This is a genomic window from Shewanella sp. GutCb (genome assembly GCF_002836135.1).
Classification (GTDB): domain Bacteria; phylum Pseudomonadota; class Gammaproteobacteria; order Enterobacterales; family Shewanellaceae; genus Shewanella.
Genome location: NZ_PJBL01000003.1, coordinates 70,298 through 85,312, shown reverse-complemented (window position 1 = coordinate 85,312; position 15,015 = coordinate 70,298). Strand labels below are relative to the sequence as shown.

The window sequence follows — 15,015 nt, the reverse complement described above, 5'->3', positions numbered from 1 at the left end:
AGCAGCAATTGAACTCAACAATTAACGGTATGAGTTTGGTGAATAACCTTGCCATTTTGGCACTTTATATAAGGACCTTAGCGCATGTCTGAGCCGACAGCCTTAAGTCTTGTCCCACCTGTGGTGGTATTGGTGTTAGCCATTGTGCTACGCCGCCCAATCCTTTCTTTGATTATTGGCGCATTAGTGGGTTTAGCGATGTATGACAGCGCTAATATGCTAACCAATTTCGCTGATACTTCGTTATCTGTTATGGCCGATGAAACCATTGGTTGGCTTATTTTAGTGTGCGGTGGCTTCGGTGCTTTAATTGCGCTACTGGTGAAAACTGGCGGTTCAATGGCATTTGGTCGTCACGCTTTAAAATTGGCAACAGGGCAGAAGTCATCACTTTTAATGACCTTTATTTTAGGCGTGGTCATCTTTATTGATGATTACCTTAATGCGCTCACGGTGGGTTCAACCATGAAGCGGGTGACTGATAAATTTAAAGTATCGCGTGAAATGCTGGCTTATGTGGTTGATTCAACCGCTGCACCTATTTGTGTGTTGGTGCCACTGTCCACTTGGGCGGTATTTTTTGGCGGCTTGTTGGTCGATAACGGCATTGCTAGCGAAGGCCAGGGAATTGCGGTTTATATGCAGGCTATTCCGTACATGCTTTATGCATGGTTAGCCGTTCTAATGGTCCTGCTGGTTATTTTAGGGATCGTGCCGGTATTTGGGCCGATGAAAAAAGCGCAGCTTGCCGCGATGCAAGGTAAACCCGCCATTAAGCAAATGGATTTAGATGCGGTGCAAACCTCTGATGAATATGCGCTTAAAGCGATTGAAGATGAATTTAAACATGCCGATGACGGCGGAAAACTGCATAACTTCTTTGTGCCAATTTTGTTGTTGGTTGGCTTTACCGTTTATTTTGATATCGATGTACTTAAAGGGCTGATTGCGACGTTAGCGATCACCTTGCCTTATTACGGCATACAAAAATTGATGCCACTGTCAGATATGATGGAACAGATGATTGATGGCTTTAAGAACATGCTTCCCGCTATCGGTACTGTTATAGCGGCGTTTATCTTTAAAGATGTTTGCGACAAGTTGATGTTGCCTCAGTTTGTTATTGGCAGCTTGAGTCCGTATATGACCCCAGAGTTACTGCCCGCAGTGGTGTTTATAACAATGTCAGTGCTAGCGTTTGCAACAGGATCTAGCTGGGGGATATTTGCAGTCTCGATTCCAATTGTTATGCCGTTAGCACAGTCGGTCGATGCCAATATTTCACTGGTTATTGGCGCTTTGTTATCAGCATCTTCTTTTGGCAGTCAGGCTTGTTTTTACTCTGACTCAACTGTATTGGCCGCTCAGGGGTCGGGGTGTAATCTAGTGAGCCATGCAGTCACGCAACTTCCTTATGCGTTAATCGTGGCCGCCTTTACGTTTGTCGGTTTTTTACTGTTAGCGTAAAAATCAACCGTAATAGACAAGGGCCGCATTTAAAGTGCGGCCCTTTTTTATATCAGAGGAAAACTGGCTTTATGTCTCTGTTGAAAGGTTAGAGCGCTCTTAAAGCTATAGGCGTTAGCTTATTCATCATATTTAGAACCCAAAGTGAGTCTAATTAATCTTAGAAGAGCAGTATTAAAGCCGCGGGCGAGATTGTCATTTATTTTCTTAAGAAACCACTAAATTACTTATATATAAATAGCCCCTCTTTAATCTTATTAGTTATATTTTGACCCTCCTGAATAGTACTGGATTTTTGCGTTATAACATTTAAATGAAGCGCGAGCCTATCCCTACGGTTGTTAAGTAGAGTTCACTAAATGTACACCATTGCTGGATACGCCTCACTTTAGATGTTGATTTTTTGTTTCATTCCGAGTCCCCTTTGCTGGAAATTTAACTTTACTCACGTTTATTTAATTAAAGTCGCACTTATTGTTGACTAAATGTGTTGAGCATGTAAATTGATGGCTGTAAATGTTGAAGGTTTCACATTAAAAAATTATAAAACTCAATAAGATTAAAAAAATTGAGTACATAACTAACAAAGGGAATGTTGAATATGACATCAATAAGCAGTTTAACTAATGCAGTACGAGTTGCGTTACTTGCAACTACGAGTGCAGCGTTACTTGCAAGCACGGCAGTTTATGCTGAAGAGCAAGATGAAAACAAAATAGAACGAATTGAAGTAACAGGTTCAAAAATTAAGCGTATTGGTCAATTGTCTCCAACTCCAGTAACTATCATTACTGGTGCGGATATGATGGATATGGGTATCACTAACGTTGCCGATATCTTGAATAAACTTCCGTCATCGACTGTTGGTATCTCTCCTGAAACATCAAATAATACGATTTTTGCAAACGGGCTGAACCAAACAAACCTACGTGGTTTAGGCTCTGACCGTACTCTAGTATTAGTTAACGGTCGTCGCTTTGTTGCAGGTTCAAATGGTAGCTCAGCTGTCGATTTAAACACTATTCCAACAGCAATGGTTGCAAGAATCGAAGTGATTACCGGTGGTGCATCTGCGGTATATGGTTCTGATGCCATAGCGGGTGTTATTAACATTATTACTCGTACCGACGTAGAAGGCATTGAGCTTGATGCTTCTTATATTCAGCCAGAGCAAAGCGGCGGTGAAGAAAGCCAGTTCTCCCTTACAGCGGGCGGCAGCTTCATTGATGATAAGCTTTCTACGGTATTTAACTTTACCTATGCAGAGCAACAAGAGCTACGTAAATCAGATAGAGATTTCTTAGATAACCCAGTTAATAGTATTTATAATCCAGACACATCTGATGGTGCTCCAGCACGTATTGCTTATGAGGGGCGTAAGCCGCTATCTTGGATTAATGAAGCGGGTACTTTCTTTGCTGATGACGGTGGTCAATACACCTTCGATAAAAATGGCAATATGAAGGTATTTGATTACGGCGAAGGTCTAATTGAAGGTCCGGGTAACAATGGTAATTACTGTGGCCCAAGCTGTGAAGGTTATGATCCTGTAAACTACGGTTTAGTACGTACACCGCTAGAGCGCATGGTGTTTACGTTAAATACTGATTATGAAATCAATGACGATCATAAGATCTTCACTGAGATTACTTATGTTGATTATCAATCTAACGGTGAAAGTTCACCAGTATTCCATACTAACAACCCTATCGCAGCAGATAATGCTTTCCTTCCTGATGATACGCGTCAGCTAATGACTGACACAGGAATGACTGGCTTTAACCTTTATCGTATGGATAGAGAGTTTGGTAACCGTACTTATAACCAAGATCGCGAAACAATGCGATTCCTAATCGGTATCGAAGGTGTTATCAGCGATGATTGGGATTACTCTTTTCATGCTCAACGTGGTCAGCTAGATGAAACCACTGTATGGGGTGGTGAGATTTGGGATGCCCGTTATAACCAAGCTAAAGATTCAGTCTTTGCAGCTGATGGCAGTATCGTTTGTCGCGATACCGACGCACAAGCAGCAGGCTGTGTTCCTTTAAATCTTTTTGGTGAAAACCAAGCAAGCCAAGCTGCTGTCGACTGGGTTAGTACTAGCGCAGGCCAAACTGCTAAAACAACCCAAACAACTGCTGGTTTAGTGGTTAGTGGTGCGTTATTTGATTTACCAGCGGGTTATGTTAGTGCTGCGTTCAGTGCTGATTACCGTAAGGAAGAGTCAGAAACAAACCCAGATCAAGCGTTAGTCGATGGTACTATTTTTGGTAACAATGCTAACCCTATGAAGGGTGAATATGATGTAACCGAGTTTGCAGCTGAATTTAGTATTCCACTATTGTCTGATATGTTCCTTGCACATGACTTAGGAATTGACCTTGCTTATCGCTGGATGGATTACAGCACCGCGGGTAATGACGATGCTTGGAAAGTCGGTTTAAACTGGGCACCAATTGAAGATCTTCGTATTCGTGCAACAAAGTCAAAATCTGTACGCGCACCAAACATTGGTGAGCTATTTAGTCCTGCTGGACAGACATTTGAAAGCTTTACTGACGTTTGTGACAAAATCAACGTCGAGTTAGGTCCAAATGACAATCGTAAAGCAAACTGTCAGGCTAGTGGCTTACCAGAAGGTTGGAATCCAAGTGATTCGTTTTACCAGAGTAATACCCCTGGTAGTAATGCAGGTAACGCTGATCTAAAAGCCGAAACTTCAAACGATTACACAGTCGGTGCTGTTTATACGCCTAGCTATCTTGAAGGTTTCTCTATCACAGTTGATTACTGGGCTTTTGAAATTTCAGATGCAATTGAATATATCGACGTAGATGTGGCAGTTCGTTATTGCTACGACTCTGAGTCGTTAGATAATGTTTATTGCAGCCGATTTACCCGTGATGGTTCGACTGGCGATATCGTTGATTTCGTCCAGAGCCCTGTAAACTCAGCTTCGTTTGATGTTAAAGGTGTTGATATTGAAAGTCAGTACGATATCCCAACTGACAGCTTTGGTGACTTTAAAGTTCACGTTATCGCAACGTATCTAGAAGAGTGGCAAACTAACCCGACTGGTTTTGCTGAAGATTTACAGGTTGATGTTGGTGAGTATACCGACCCTCGCTGGAAAGCGATGTTTAGCCTTGGTTGGAACTTAGATGTACTTAATCTAGAAGCAAGAGCAAACTATCGTCATTCATCAGTTGCTAGTAATGATTGGCAGCCAGAGAACAACAACTATAACGATATTCCATCGTCTACAGTTTGGGACTTTACTGGTTCGTATGCTTTCACTGATTCATTGTCTGTACGCTTTGGTGTGAAGAATGCGTTCGACTTAGCGCCACCACGTAACCCATATGTTTATGATGGTGCTGGTTTGTATGACACTACCGGTCGTGCTTTCTTCCTAGGTGCTAACTATAAGATTTAGTAGTAACTTAAGATAGCAATGTCCTAAATGGACATTGCTAATTAATTGAAAGCCAGTAGTTAATCACTACTGGCTTTTTTATGTTTTATCACGAACTTTGCTCAATCTTTTTTTTATTTTTAACAATCAAACCATAATAGCGATGGTAAGCAATAAGATTACTCCCAATAAAGAGCAACTCCATTAACACTGCAGCGGGTGAACCAACGAGCATATTATTGATAAGCCATATACTGGTACCTATGAGCATAAGTTGCCGCAGACGTTGATCGCTTTGACAAAAAGCTGCCATGGTTTGAATTGAGCTGCCGGCAAAGCTCAGTAAGCTCAACATTCCGGAAAAAGTTAGCATCATTACGAGTGTGTTTAAAGATAGAAAAATATACATTAAGCGTTTTGAGTGGCTAAAAATAGTGACGAAATATCTGATGGTTGCGAGTAACATTAACGCTGTGGCCGTCCATTGTTCAAGTAGTGCAAAATGGCTGGTTATGAGTACGCCGGAAACAGATAAACAGGCCACTATTTTTTGTTTTTGTTTAAATTGAAATGAAAGAATATCGAACACAATTGCGATAGCAATTAAGCATTGTGACAGCATAAAAGCAGACATACTGCAGCCTTAATATTATAAGGCTTACGGGTTGTAAGCCTTTCATTTTTTTAAGACTATATTGAATCGCAGCGACAGTAATTAACCTAAGTTCATTAGGGGGATTAAACTTAGCTTTGCTCGAAAAGTCGTGACTTTAACCGAGATAAACTCACAGGACTGATACCAATGTAGCTGGCTAACTGAATATTATTGAGTTTTTTAACCCAAATAGGCCGATGTTCGATTAAGAATTGATAACGCTGCTCAGGGGTATTAAGTAACAAGAAAGCTTCTTTTTGTTCTTTATAAATTAGTTGCTGGCTAAGTAATGCTATTTTACCGGTTTGCCATTGTGGTTGAGACAGCAAACTTAAAGGTATTTGCAGTAGTTGTGCGGTTTCTACTACTTCTATTTGATATTCAGCTACATGTCCGGTTAACCAACAGGCGTAAAGGAAGCAAAGCTCATGCGTAAAATAGAACTCCTTAGATAAGTCAGCGCCACTCCCACTATAATGACAAGCTTTAAGGATCCCAGAAACGATAAAGTAGGCGTTATTCTGTGGTTGACCTTGGCGTAATAAAATCTGGCCACTACTGGCATTGAAACACTGACATTGAAGTAACGTTTCATCAATAGCGCTTTGATCGAGGCCCAATGTGTTTAACGCGGTGGAGAGCACCTTTAGACAGTTATCAACTTGGATAGATTTTGAATCGATATTCATAGCGTTCATCAATTAATTATTACACTCACTCTAGCCAAGCTTCTCATTGTTTTATATGTCTTGAAAGCGCTTCCGATCAAAAAGCGTACTAGGCAAGCGCCAAGGTTACATGGCCAATATCTCCGAAGCTACTCCCACTAAATGGTATTGAGAGAATTAAGTCTCAACGTCAGTGATACGAATCAAAATGTATCTTCAACAAGCCAGCAGTGCACGTCATTAAAGCTTGGAAATAGTGCCATAAGATTGTGAAGGTGATCCAGTGTTAAATCCTAAGGCGCGATTTTAGCTTGGATAACGCTCAATGACCCAGAGAATGGCAGTGATCAACCCAAATGGGCCCAAATGATGGTAACTCTGACTCTCACTGTTCATTTATTTTTAGCAACAACCATTTACCATCGTTAATGGGCAGGCGCTTGGCGTGCTTCATAGGCCGCAGACTGAATAAAAGTACGGATTTCACCTTCTAGTCTGGCGACATTGTATTGGATTTGATTGTAATTAAGCTCAGCATAGTCACCTTTTATCGCCCCAGTGGCTTCGATGATTGAGATCCGCTCCGCTAATAGCTCTTTTGAAACACTGTCTTTAATCTTGGCTTCAATGATGATTTTAGCTGTTTTACTCTCATTTCCTGTAACGCCTTTTAACAAGGTAAGTGCAGCGCCAACTGGCATTAGTTGTCTGAGTTTTAGATCGGCATTGACCACTGTGGCACGACTCACTCTGATTGATAACACTGCTACATGTTCACCGGCTTTATCGACCACATCAATCGATGGCGATATGTAATCACCTAGTTTACTGGTGACGTTAATCGCTAAATCATTGAGTACCGACAGCGGGATCTGCGCGTCATAATGGGTATCAGGTGTTAGCTCAACTCGGGACACTATAAGTGAGTGGTAGTAATGAGGCTCTATTTTGTTAGAGACCCACTGCACCCCTTTATTACTATTTCCATAATTAACTTCATGAAACTGGCGGTTAGTCGGTAAATCTGCAGTGGAATAATCTGCCGAAATTGGGGCATTGCTAGCGCATGCGCTCAGTAGTAATACTAAACTTGTGCACAGTATATGAGCGGGAGAAAAATTCATCAGTCGTTACCTTTAAGAAAGAAAGCGCTAAACACGAGTGTGCTTAGCTTCAGTCTCTGCAGTGTATTGATTTAAAGGAGCGGCGTTATCAAATCGAGATAAGCTTTATATAAACGATATATATTTAGCGTTATATAGGCTGATTATTTACTCATGACTCGCGGTGCTAAAGGCAATGTTGCTGAGGTGATCAGCTTGCTCTTAGAGGCGAGAACGGAGAATGTACTCCAAACAAGCGCCACGGCTGCACAGACGATTAATGGTTGCTGCCAACTGCCAGTGTCCTCATGAATAGCACCCATTATAATGGGACCCGTTGCTGCAAAAAGATAACCCAGAAACTGTGCCATTCCTGACAATGTAGCCGCTTGATGAGCGCTAGAGGTACGCAAACTGATCAGCGCTAATGCGACAATGAAACCACCGCCAGCGCCAAAACCAAACATCATTCCCCAAATCATTGCGTGGGCGGGCGCAAGGATCAACCCTAAGATCCCAATAAACGCCATGAGGGTTAAGCCGAAACTCAAGAGTCGCTTATCGTCGATTTTAGCCATTAACGGGATAAGTAGTACGGCGGGCACTGCGGTGAACAGCTGTAACGTGCCATGAATAACGCCCGCTTCATGGTGGCTGTAGCCCTGTTCGACCAAGATTGTTGGTAACCAGCTGATGAAGATGTACATCAAAAATGAGTTCATGGCTAAAAATAGGGTGATGTGCCAAGCGTCAGCATTACGCCAAAGGTAACTATGGCTATCAAGTTCCATTGCATCTTTTGTTGGAGCTGTATGGTTACGCAATTGCGGCAGCCATACCAACATCGCAATGATGGGAAACAAAACTAGACTGACTAACGAAAAGGCCCAATGGGGGATAAAGCTAATAGAGAGTGAATCTGCGAACTCAGCCAGTGGTATTGCCGAACCAGCACTGAGGGCCGAACCTGCCCCCATCATCAATACGTAGATTGAAGTCATGGTGGCAATTTTATTAGGGAAATCTCGTTTCATCAAGCTTGGTAACAGCACATTGGCAATGGCAATGCCGGCACCTATGATTACCGTGCCACTAAAGAGGCCTAATGTATTGCCCAATGAGCGGATAACCAGGCCTAACGTGATTAATAACAGCGATAACATCAGTGCTTGTTCAAGCCCGCGTTTGCGCCCAAGTCTTGCCGCTATAGGGGAGAAAAAGGCAAATGCAAGCAGTGGTAAGGTCGTGAGCATACCTGCTTGAGTGGCGGATAGATTGAGCTCAGCACGAATGGCGTCGAGTAAAGGACCTATTCCTGTAATGGGGCTGCGTAAACTCACTGAGATCAGTAAAACACCCAGCATTAAAAAGGCGCTGCTGGCCAGAAAAGGAGATTTGAGCTTTGCCATTGTGTTGTCCTCGAGCAAAAAAGATAACTGCTTTACAGTAAAGTGCGCAGCTTACGCTTCATTGTGCTTACTGAATTGAGCTATAGTGACTTTTTATTGCTTAAAACGGTCAAGTATTTTGTTGAACATTCATTCTTTCCCAGTATTTGATTCTGATGCTTTCCCACAGAAAGTGGTGGCTTTGAAAATGACGGGCGGGGAACGCGACGCAGAAACCCCGCAGCACCAGCACCATAAGTGCCAGTTGGTGATGGCGTTAAGTGGTTACATTAAGTGTAAGATTGCGGATGCGATTTGGATGGTGCCGCCTAACTGTGCGGTATGGATCCCAAGCCAGGAGTTACATGGTAATTTGATCTCTAGTAACGCCAATGTATGTATGCTGTTTATTGATCCTGACGTTCAAGGTATGCCTGAAAAAAGTTGTACCTTATCAATCTCTCCACTGATAAGAGAGCTAACAGTACATTTGACCAGCTTAGAGCAAAATTATCTGCCTAATACTGCCACCGCGAGGTTAGTAGAAGTGTTAATTGACCTGCTCAAACAGATGCCGACACAGCATTATGATTTCCCGACACCAGTGGAGCCGCGTTTAAAGGCGATAGCTTCGCAATTGCTGTTAACGCCAGATGATAGACGGTCGATAGCCACGTGGGCCAAGGATTATGCCATGAGTGAGCGAACACTAACGCGATTGGTTAAGCAAGAAGTGGGGCTTACTTTTGGCCGTTGGCGCGGTCAGTTGCATATTGTTTTAGCGTTGCAAAAGCTAGCCAGTGGTACCTCGGTACAGCGCATTGCAGAAGAACTCGGTTATGAATCGGCGAGCGCTTTTATCACCTTTTTCAAGAAGACCTTAGGTAAGTCACCCAAGCAGTATATTCAGCAACATGATCTGTAGGTAAATCCTTAGAATTTAGAATTTAGAGTTTAGAGCTTAATCGTTTCATGATAATTACCACAGCTCGACAGTCCACACATCTCATCGTATGCCGTCTGGTATTCGAGTTGCGCGACCCGGTAGTGATGATTGCGCAGTAGCTGTTTTGCTTGTGCTAAAGAACTTACACAAACAACGCAGCTCTCTTCAGTGAGCTCGATAAAGTTGTTGTTAGCATCGCTAGCGCCTACCAAATAGTGGGTTGAATCAGCTACGCCAATAATTTTAGGTAAGTATGGCTGTCGTTGCTGAGTGATATTGTTGTCCACTATATCCAGATTGTTCGTGCTTTCAATTGCCGCAATAGTGGCAACTTTATTAGATGTACCCATAGCAGAATGCTCCCTTTGATTACTTTCCATTACGTTCAAAGAGGCGAAAGAGTTCACTGTTTTACTTTGCCAATGGCATTTGCGGCTGAGCTCAAGCCATGTGCGTTTGGTGTTGCCAAAATGCCGGTTGATTTAGTCTGTTTGATATAACAGGAAAAAGGCAAACCTGATGGTTTGCCTTTTTTAGTTCTATGCCAGTGTTAGTGCTGGTTTAGCTTACGACTAACACACTTACTTAAGTGTCACTTTTAAGGTGACGTCCTCACTGCTAGGTGTACTTTGAACTGTGATGTAGTACCAACCTGAGTTTGGCTGCTGTACGGTCACTTTTTCCTGAGTACCAAGGTTTGTCGACATACCAGTATTGTCGTCTGCGTTAGGCCAACTCTCACCGGTATAAAGTGCTAATTCACCGCTGCCATGACCCGTTTCAGCGGTTAAGCTTTGGGTGCCAGCAGGCACATTGATATAGAAAGACGAACGACCATTCTTTACACAGATGGGCACACCATTGCTAATGCTGCCGTAATCTTGAGGCAATGTGCTATCACACATATTGCTCAATGCTGATGGAACTCCGGGTTCAACTGGTTCAACCGTTGAGCCGTCGGCTAAACTCACGGTCATCGACACGCCATTGTAGCTCGTGCTCGAATTGATGCTAATGTAGCGCCAGCCCCGATTTGCAACGACATGCAATTGCTCGCGATTGCCACTTGCTTCTGACTTAGATTGTGCATTGGTCGAAGACGCCCAAGTATCGGCATTGAAATAGATATTCGCATCTCCATCGCCCCCTTGAGTCGAGATGTATAGGTCGGTGTTGTCTGCGTCAACCCACACATAGTAGCTGCCTTTTCCACCGCTAATACACTCTTCTTTTTCTAAGGTTAACTTGCCAGAACTGATGGTTGCTGCGCCGCAGCTGATGATCACGCTATTGTCGGGGTCTGTTGGGTAAGCATCGCTATTGTCGCCAATGCCGTCGCCATCAGTATCAACCGTCTCTGTTGCATCAAATGGGAATGCATCGCCTTTATTACCGACTCCATCACCGTCACTATCCATTGATTCGGTACTATCAAATGGGAAGGCATCTTCGCTATCGATAACACCATCGCCGTCTGAATCTACGGGTGAACTATCACCACCATCAACTAACTCGTCGGTGATTAGATAATCGTTGATATCATTTTCTTGTGACATCACCGCGACACCTAAACACTGGTTGTTTACGTCGGTAATTGCTGCGCGGCGATGACCAAACCACTTCCAGGTTGTTGCGCTATCGTAGGTTTCGCCATTCTCTAGAGTGGTAAAGCCAAAGCTTTCACTTAGCTCTCCCGTTTCATTGTCGACACGGTGAACTCGTATAGCGGTGTTACTGTTGTTGGTAAATGAAAAATCAGCTTCAAATGGGCCGGTTAGATGTTTACCCTTAAGATCGCAGCTTCCAATGGTATTAGCTTCTGGAATAATCTCAGGCTGCGCAGCATTGGCAATAGTTGACTCATCAATCGTAAAGTCAGCCGTTGGGTTATTAAGTACACCAACGCTTAAGCAGTTGAGGCGTGCATCGGTAACCACAAAACGACGATCACCGTACCAGATGTCAGCGCTATAGCTTTCGCCTTTATTCAAGATACCGTAGCCAAAATCGAAACCAGTGGCAGCACTTGCGTATTTAGGCTTGCCTGTTAGATTATCAATACGGAATAAACGTACTGGGTAGTCAGTTGTATTGGTAATGGTAAACTCATGGGACTCATCTTTTATTAGGTGAGGTCTTACAAGTTCACAGCTACCCAGCATGTCTTGTGCTGGCAGTACTTCAGGTACTACATCTTTGACAAGCTCTTCATCGATAGTAAAGCTATTACTGTCGTCGGTCATGACGCTAACACCGAGGCAGTTCATGGCATTATCGCTTAACATCAATCGATCGCCCTGACTCCAGTTAGTCGATGTATAGCTATCACCCAGATTTAGTGTTTTGTAGTTCTTAGCAAAATCGGCGGTTCCCTTGTTATTGTCTATCCAAAATAGTGATACTGGGACATCGGTGGTATTGGTAATGGTGAAATCAATTTTTGCTGCATCAATATGGCGAGCGTATTGCTGAGTTAGCGTGCATTCACCAATGACATTGGTATCAGGAATGGTTGCTGCTGGTGGCGCTATCACATTGACATTAGCCAATACAAAAGCTTCAAATCCTGCTTCAGTCCGTGCCGCAACACCTTTTAGTACTTCGGTGTAGGCATCTTTATCACCCACTTGCAGTGCTTGAGTTATCTTGACGATTTCATCATTATGTTCTTCTGACAGATAACGCATCGCATAATAGCTCCATTGATAGAGTTCATCATACCCATAAGCCATAAATAACAAATTGTATAACGGCGGAATCGTTTTACCTTCCAGCGTATTATTGGTTCTTGGATGATCGTTACCATTGGCCATGTACTCAGCCATCCCCTCTGACCAAGAGACGTTGTAATCGAATGAACCGTATGAACCTTTCTTGATATAGCGACCATCTAAATAGTGGACGAATTCGTGTCTTAAGTTGTAAATTTGATCTTCATATTGACAAGAGTTACCGACCCAAGCGTCAGGGCACTGCATTGCAATAAATCGTGGCTGATTACCAACAACTTCTGGAGAACCTTCAAGGTACATTCCCCCATTATCAGTGCTTATCCCAAAGAACTCCGGTGCGTATTTTTCATAATCTTCAGGCGAAGCAAATGAGACCACTTCAAGCACGTCGTTAACATCGCCTTGAACAGGAATAGAATTGGTGTTGAAAAAAGTGTGGAACTCGGTTTCTTGCAGTGATAAATCAGCACAGGACTGATCGAGTGTTGCCTGAGAAATACTGCTTTGAGCGCGAATGATGAGCTTATCGGTACATTCGTGGCGAATGGTTAAAATGTCTTCCTCTTTTGGCGGTACAATACAGCGACCATAAAGCGGATCACTTGCCTCGCACTGTCGCCCCGCAGACTCCAAGTAATTCTTTGTCACAATGGTTTCAGTGGTTTCAATTGATATGTCATTAACTAACTTATCGCGGGCTTCAATAATAGTGCTATCAAAGCGTGCTTTAGCTTCGTCGGTAGCAATAGATGAAATTTTACCTAGCGCGATAAAGCTATGGGGGATAATCCATTTTTTATCAGCTTCAGTAGACCAGCGCATATCAAGTGACGTTTCGCCTAGATAGGCAAACGAGCGCATCACAGATAAGACGTCCAACATATTAGCGTTATAAGCCGCTTTAGTCGCGGAGTCTCCATAATATGCGGCTGAACCCACGGCTTTAAGTAACGCCATGGTCGCGTCGCCGGCATTGTTACCTGCAAATGGATCTGTTTGCTCTGAATAGTATTGAATAGTCGCTAATAGGTGCGGCAATAAATCTTTAAAGTACGCGGCGCCGGCGCCACGCTCAAAATTATTAAGTGCACCTGCGTAACCTTCTTGAATCACTCCGCCAGCATCGCCGATAAAACCGGTCATTTGAGTCACTGCCTGCAGTGCAATACTGAGGTTTAGTGCTTCAGGATCCGTCATCGCTGCCGCGTAATATTTATAAGAGGCAAGAAAGTACAATAGTTGGTTTAAATCTGGGTCATCTAAATCATCGGTACTTGCAAGGTAATGCAGTGCGTCGGAAACGTCTGCAATGGGATCTTGGCTTGCAGCCGCAATGGATTCAAAGTCGCTGTAACTTGCAGCGAGAATAGTCGCAATAGTAGCGCCGTACTCAGACTTTGTAGAAATAGCGGGAGCAGGGACAGTGACATTGATATTGGTATCGAAAACAATGTAATCGCCCATAGGCGGTGGTATGTCCCCGCCAGTAATATTGGCTCTTAAGTTGGTTTCTTGGATATTGCCATTGATTTTGAAGTAACGTTTACCTGCTCGAGAAATAAATGAAATACTCTCGTTGTTAGTACCTGCTGTATTACTGACAAGCTGTTGATTTCCACTCCAGTCATCACCGTCATATAAAACGATATCTGCGTCGGTGCCGGTATAACTTCCACCGGAAGTGGTAATTGTGACATCACTGTTTTCATAGGGGACATTGATATAAAGAAAGTGACCGTAATCAGTAATGCAATGGTCTTGGTTAGCGGAAACTTCTCCTTGCCTGTCTAAGGTTTTGTCACCACACATTTCAGCGGCTTGTACAGCTCCTACATTTAACGAAGCTAGAATAGCGATTGTTAGAACTGATTTGCGTGAAATGACACAGGGTAAACTATGTTTAATCTTTTTTATCATATTGTGTAGCCTCAATGGGGGAGGGGGTATTGAAGCTAGGCTGCGACCACCATCACTCCTTTCTCTCTTTATTTCTACTTAAATAAACTCAATTACTCGGCAATGCGTTGTTGCGAGAATGTTAGGTTTGAGGTTATTTTTACAATATAATGTATGCAATGTCAAAGTGCTGTTGGTTTTTTACGAGTAATGGGGAGGGTGAAAAGAGTATTTATCTAAATGTTATAGCTTTGGATTGAGATTGGTTGTTTATTATCCTCTTGATATAAGTAGCTAAAAATAGGTATTAGTTGTTAATTTTCAGGAAGATTAAATATATTTAAAAGTTTAGAAGGAGGTCCCTGGATATACTATCGGCTTGGCTCACTCGCGAGTAGTTTGCTGGAGGACCAATATGTTGTAGTCCCTACGGTTATGTTATTTGGGCTAAGTGGTTGCGGTTATTTCGGTGGTGATGAGAAGCAGAAATTGGAGTAAGCATGGCTAGCCAAAGATGAGCAATTGCTATTACAACAAATTGTCGAGCAGATCCGTAGTCAAGGTATTGAAGCGGTAGCTAAAGGCACCGATGTTGACAGCGTTAGCGCATGTGTGGCGGAAAAGCTAAAGACGGATCCCCTCGTTGAATTGGTTAACGTTGAGGGGGCATTGGCTGAATCCGCCCAAATTAACGCTGATGTAACAGATGAAAGACCACTGTTAACAGGCCTTTCATTATTGA

At 43.0% G+C, this 15,015-nt stretch carries 9 protein-coding genes and 1 pseudogene; 4 read left to right on the top strand and 6 right to left on the bottom strand.

The annotated features are described in order from the left end of the window. Positions 1–84: 84 nt before the first annotated feature. Together CXF86_RS03640 and CXF86_RS03635 are read left to right on the top strand one after the other, a co-directional pair. Positions 85–1,467 (top strand): Na+/H+ antiporter NhaC family protein, encoded by a 1,383-nt coding sequence (locus tag CXF86_RS03640; RefSeq protein ID WP_101091394.1) that lies wholly within the window; start codon positions 85–87, stop codon positions 1,465–1,467. Between the two features lie 601 nt (positions 1,468–2,068). Further along, positions 2,069–4,906 carry a TonB-dependent receptor domain-containing protein gene (locus tag CXF86_RS03635; protein WP_102038365.1) on the top strand — a complete coding sequence of 946 codons (2,838 nt, stop codon included), beginning with the start codon at positions 2,069–2,071 and terminating at the stop codon, positions 4,904–4,906. Positions 4,907–4,994: 88 nt separating this feature from the next. Here CXF86_RS03635 and CXF86_RS03630 read toward each other — a convergent pair whose 3' ends face one another. From CXF86_RS03630 to CXF86_RS03615, 4 genes are all read right to left on the bottom strand, one after another. Continuing rightward, positions 4,995–5,519, bottom strand: coding sequence for a YgjV family protein (locus CXF86_RS03630; protein WP_102038364.1), 525 nt, complete (start codon positions 5,517–5,519; stop codon positions 4,995–4,997). Positions 5,520–5,629: 110 nt separating this feature from the next. After that, positions 5,630–6,229, bottom strand: a complete 600-nt coding sequence (locus CXF86_RS03625; RefSeq protein ID WP_145991653.1) for a Crp/Fnr family transcriptional regulator — start codon at positions 6,227–6,229, stop codon at positions 5,630–5,632. Between the two features lie 404 nt (positions 6,230–6,633). After that, entirely contained in the window at positions 6,634–7,332 is a 699-nt protein-coding gene (locus CXF86_RS03620) for a DUF3313 family protein (RefSeq protein WP_101091397.1), read from the bottom strand. A gap of 143 nt (positions 7,333–7,475) precedes the next feature. After that, on the bottom strand, positions 7,476–8,720 hold the full coding sequence (locus CXF86_RS03615) for an MFS transporter (RefSeq protein ID WP_102038363.1): 1,245 nt from the start codon (positions 8,718–8,720) through the stop codon (positions 7,476–7,478). Positions 8,721–8,907: 187 nt separating this feature from the next. Here CXF86_RS03615 and CXF86_RS03610 point away from each other — a divergent pair, with 187 nt between their 5' ends. Continuing rightward, on the top strand, positions 8,908–9,624 hold the full coding sequence (locus CXF86_RS03610; protein WP_180961012.1) for an AraC family transcriptional regulator: 717 nt from the start codon (positions 8,908–8,910) through the stop codon (positions 9,622–9,624). A 29-nt stretch (positions 9,625–9,653) separates the two neighbouring features. Here CXF86_RS03610 and CXF86_RS03605 read toward each other — a convergent pair whose 3' ends face one another. Beyond that, positions 9,654–9,995: a DUF6482 family protein gene (locus tag CXF86_RS03605; RefSeq protein ID WP_219622720.1), complete on the bottom strand. Its 342-nt coding sequence runs from the start codon at positions 9,993–9,995 to the stop codon at positions 9,654–9,656. A gap of 231 nt (positions 9,996–10,226) precedes the next feature. Further along, entirely contained in the window at positions 10,227–14,294 is a 4,068-nt protein-coding gene (locus tag CXF86_RS03600; protein ID WP_102038362.1) for a collagenase, read from the bottom strand. A gap of 414 nt (positions 14,295–14,708) precedes the next feature. Between CXF86_RS03600 and CXF86_RS22995 the strand changes: the two are divergent. After that, a pseudogene (locus tag CXF86_RS22995) lies at positions 14,709–14,963 on the top strand (hypothetical protein); the annotation flags it as partial. Positions 14,964–15,015 lie beyond the last annotated feature (52 nt).

What these genes read in the sequence shown, in the direction of transcription:
- CXF86_RS03615 (WP_102038363.1), bottom strand. Translation starts at nt 8,720, where the DNA reads ATGGCAAAGCTCAAATCTCCTTTTCTGGCCAGCAGCGCCTTTTTAATG.
- CXF86_RS03610 (WP_180961012.1), top strand. Translation starts at nt 8,908, where the DNA reads ATGACGGGCGGGGAACGCGACGCAGAAACCCCGCAGCACCAGCACCAT.
- CXF86_RS03620 (WP_101091397.1), bottom strand. Translation starts at nt 7,332, where the DNA reads ATGAATTTTTCTCCCGCTCATATACTGTGCACAAGTTTAGTATTACTA.
- CXF86_RS03630 (WP_102038364.1), bottom strand. Translation starts at nt 5,519, where the DNA reads ATGTCTGCTTTTATGCTGTCACAATGCTTAATTGCTATCGCAATTGTG.
- CXF86_RS03600 (WP_102038362.1), bottom strand. Translation starts at nt 14,294, where the DNA reads ATGATAAAAAAGATTAAACATAGTTTACCCTGTGTCATTTCACGCAAA.
- CXF86_RS03635 (WP_102038365.1), top strand. Translation starts at nt 2,069, where the DNA reads ATGACATCAATAAGCAGTTTAACTAATGCAGTACGAGTTGCGTTACTT.
- CXF86_RS03640 (WP_101091394.1), top strand. Translation starts at nt 85, where the DNA reads ATGTCTGAGCCGACAGCCTTAAGTCTTGTCCCACCTGTGGTGGTATTG.
- CXF86_RS03625 (WP_145991653.1), bottom strand. Translation starts at nt 6,229, where the DNA reads ATGAATATCGATTCAAAATCTATCCAAGTTGATAACTGTCTAAAGGTG.
- CXF86_RS03605 (WP_219622720.1), bottom strand. Translation starts at nt 9,995, where the DNA reads ATGGGTACATCTAATAAAGTTGCCACTATTGCGGCAATTGAAAGCACG.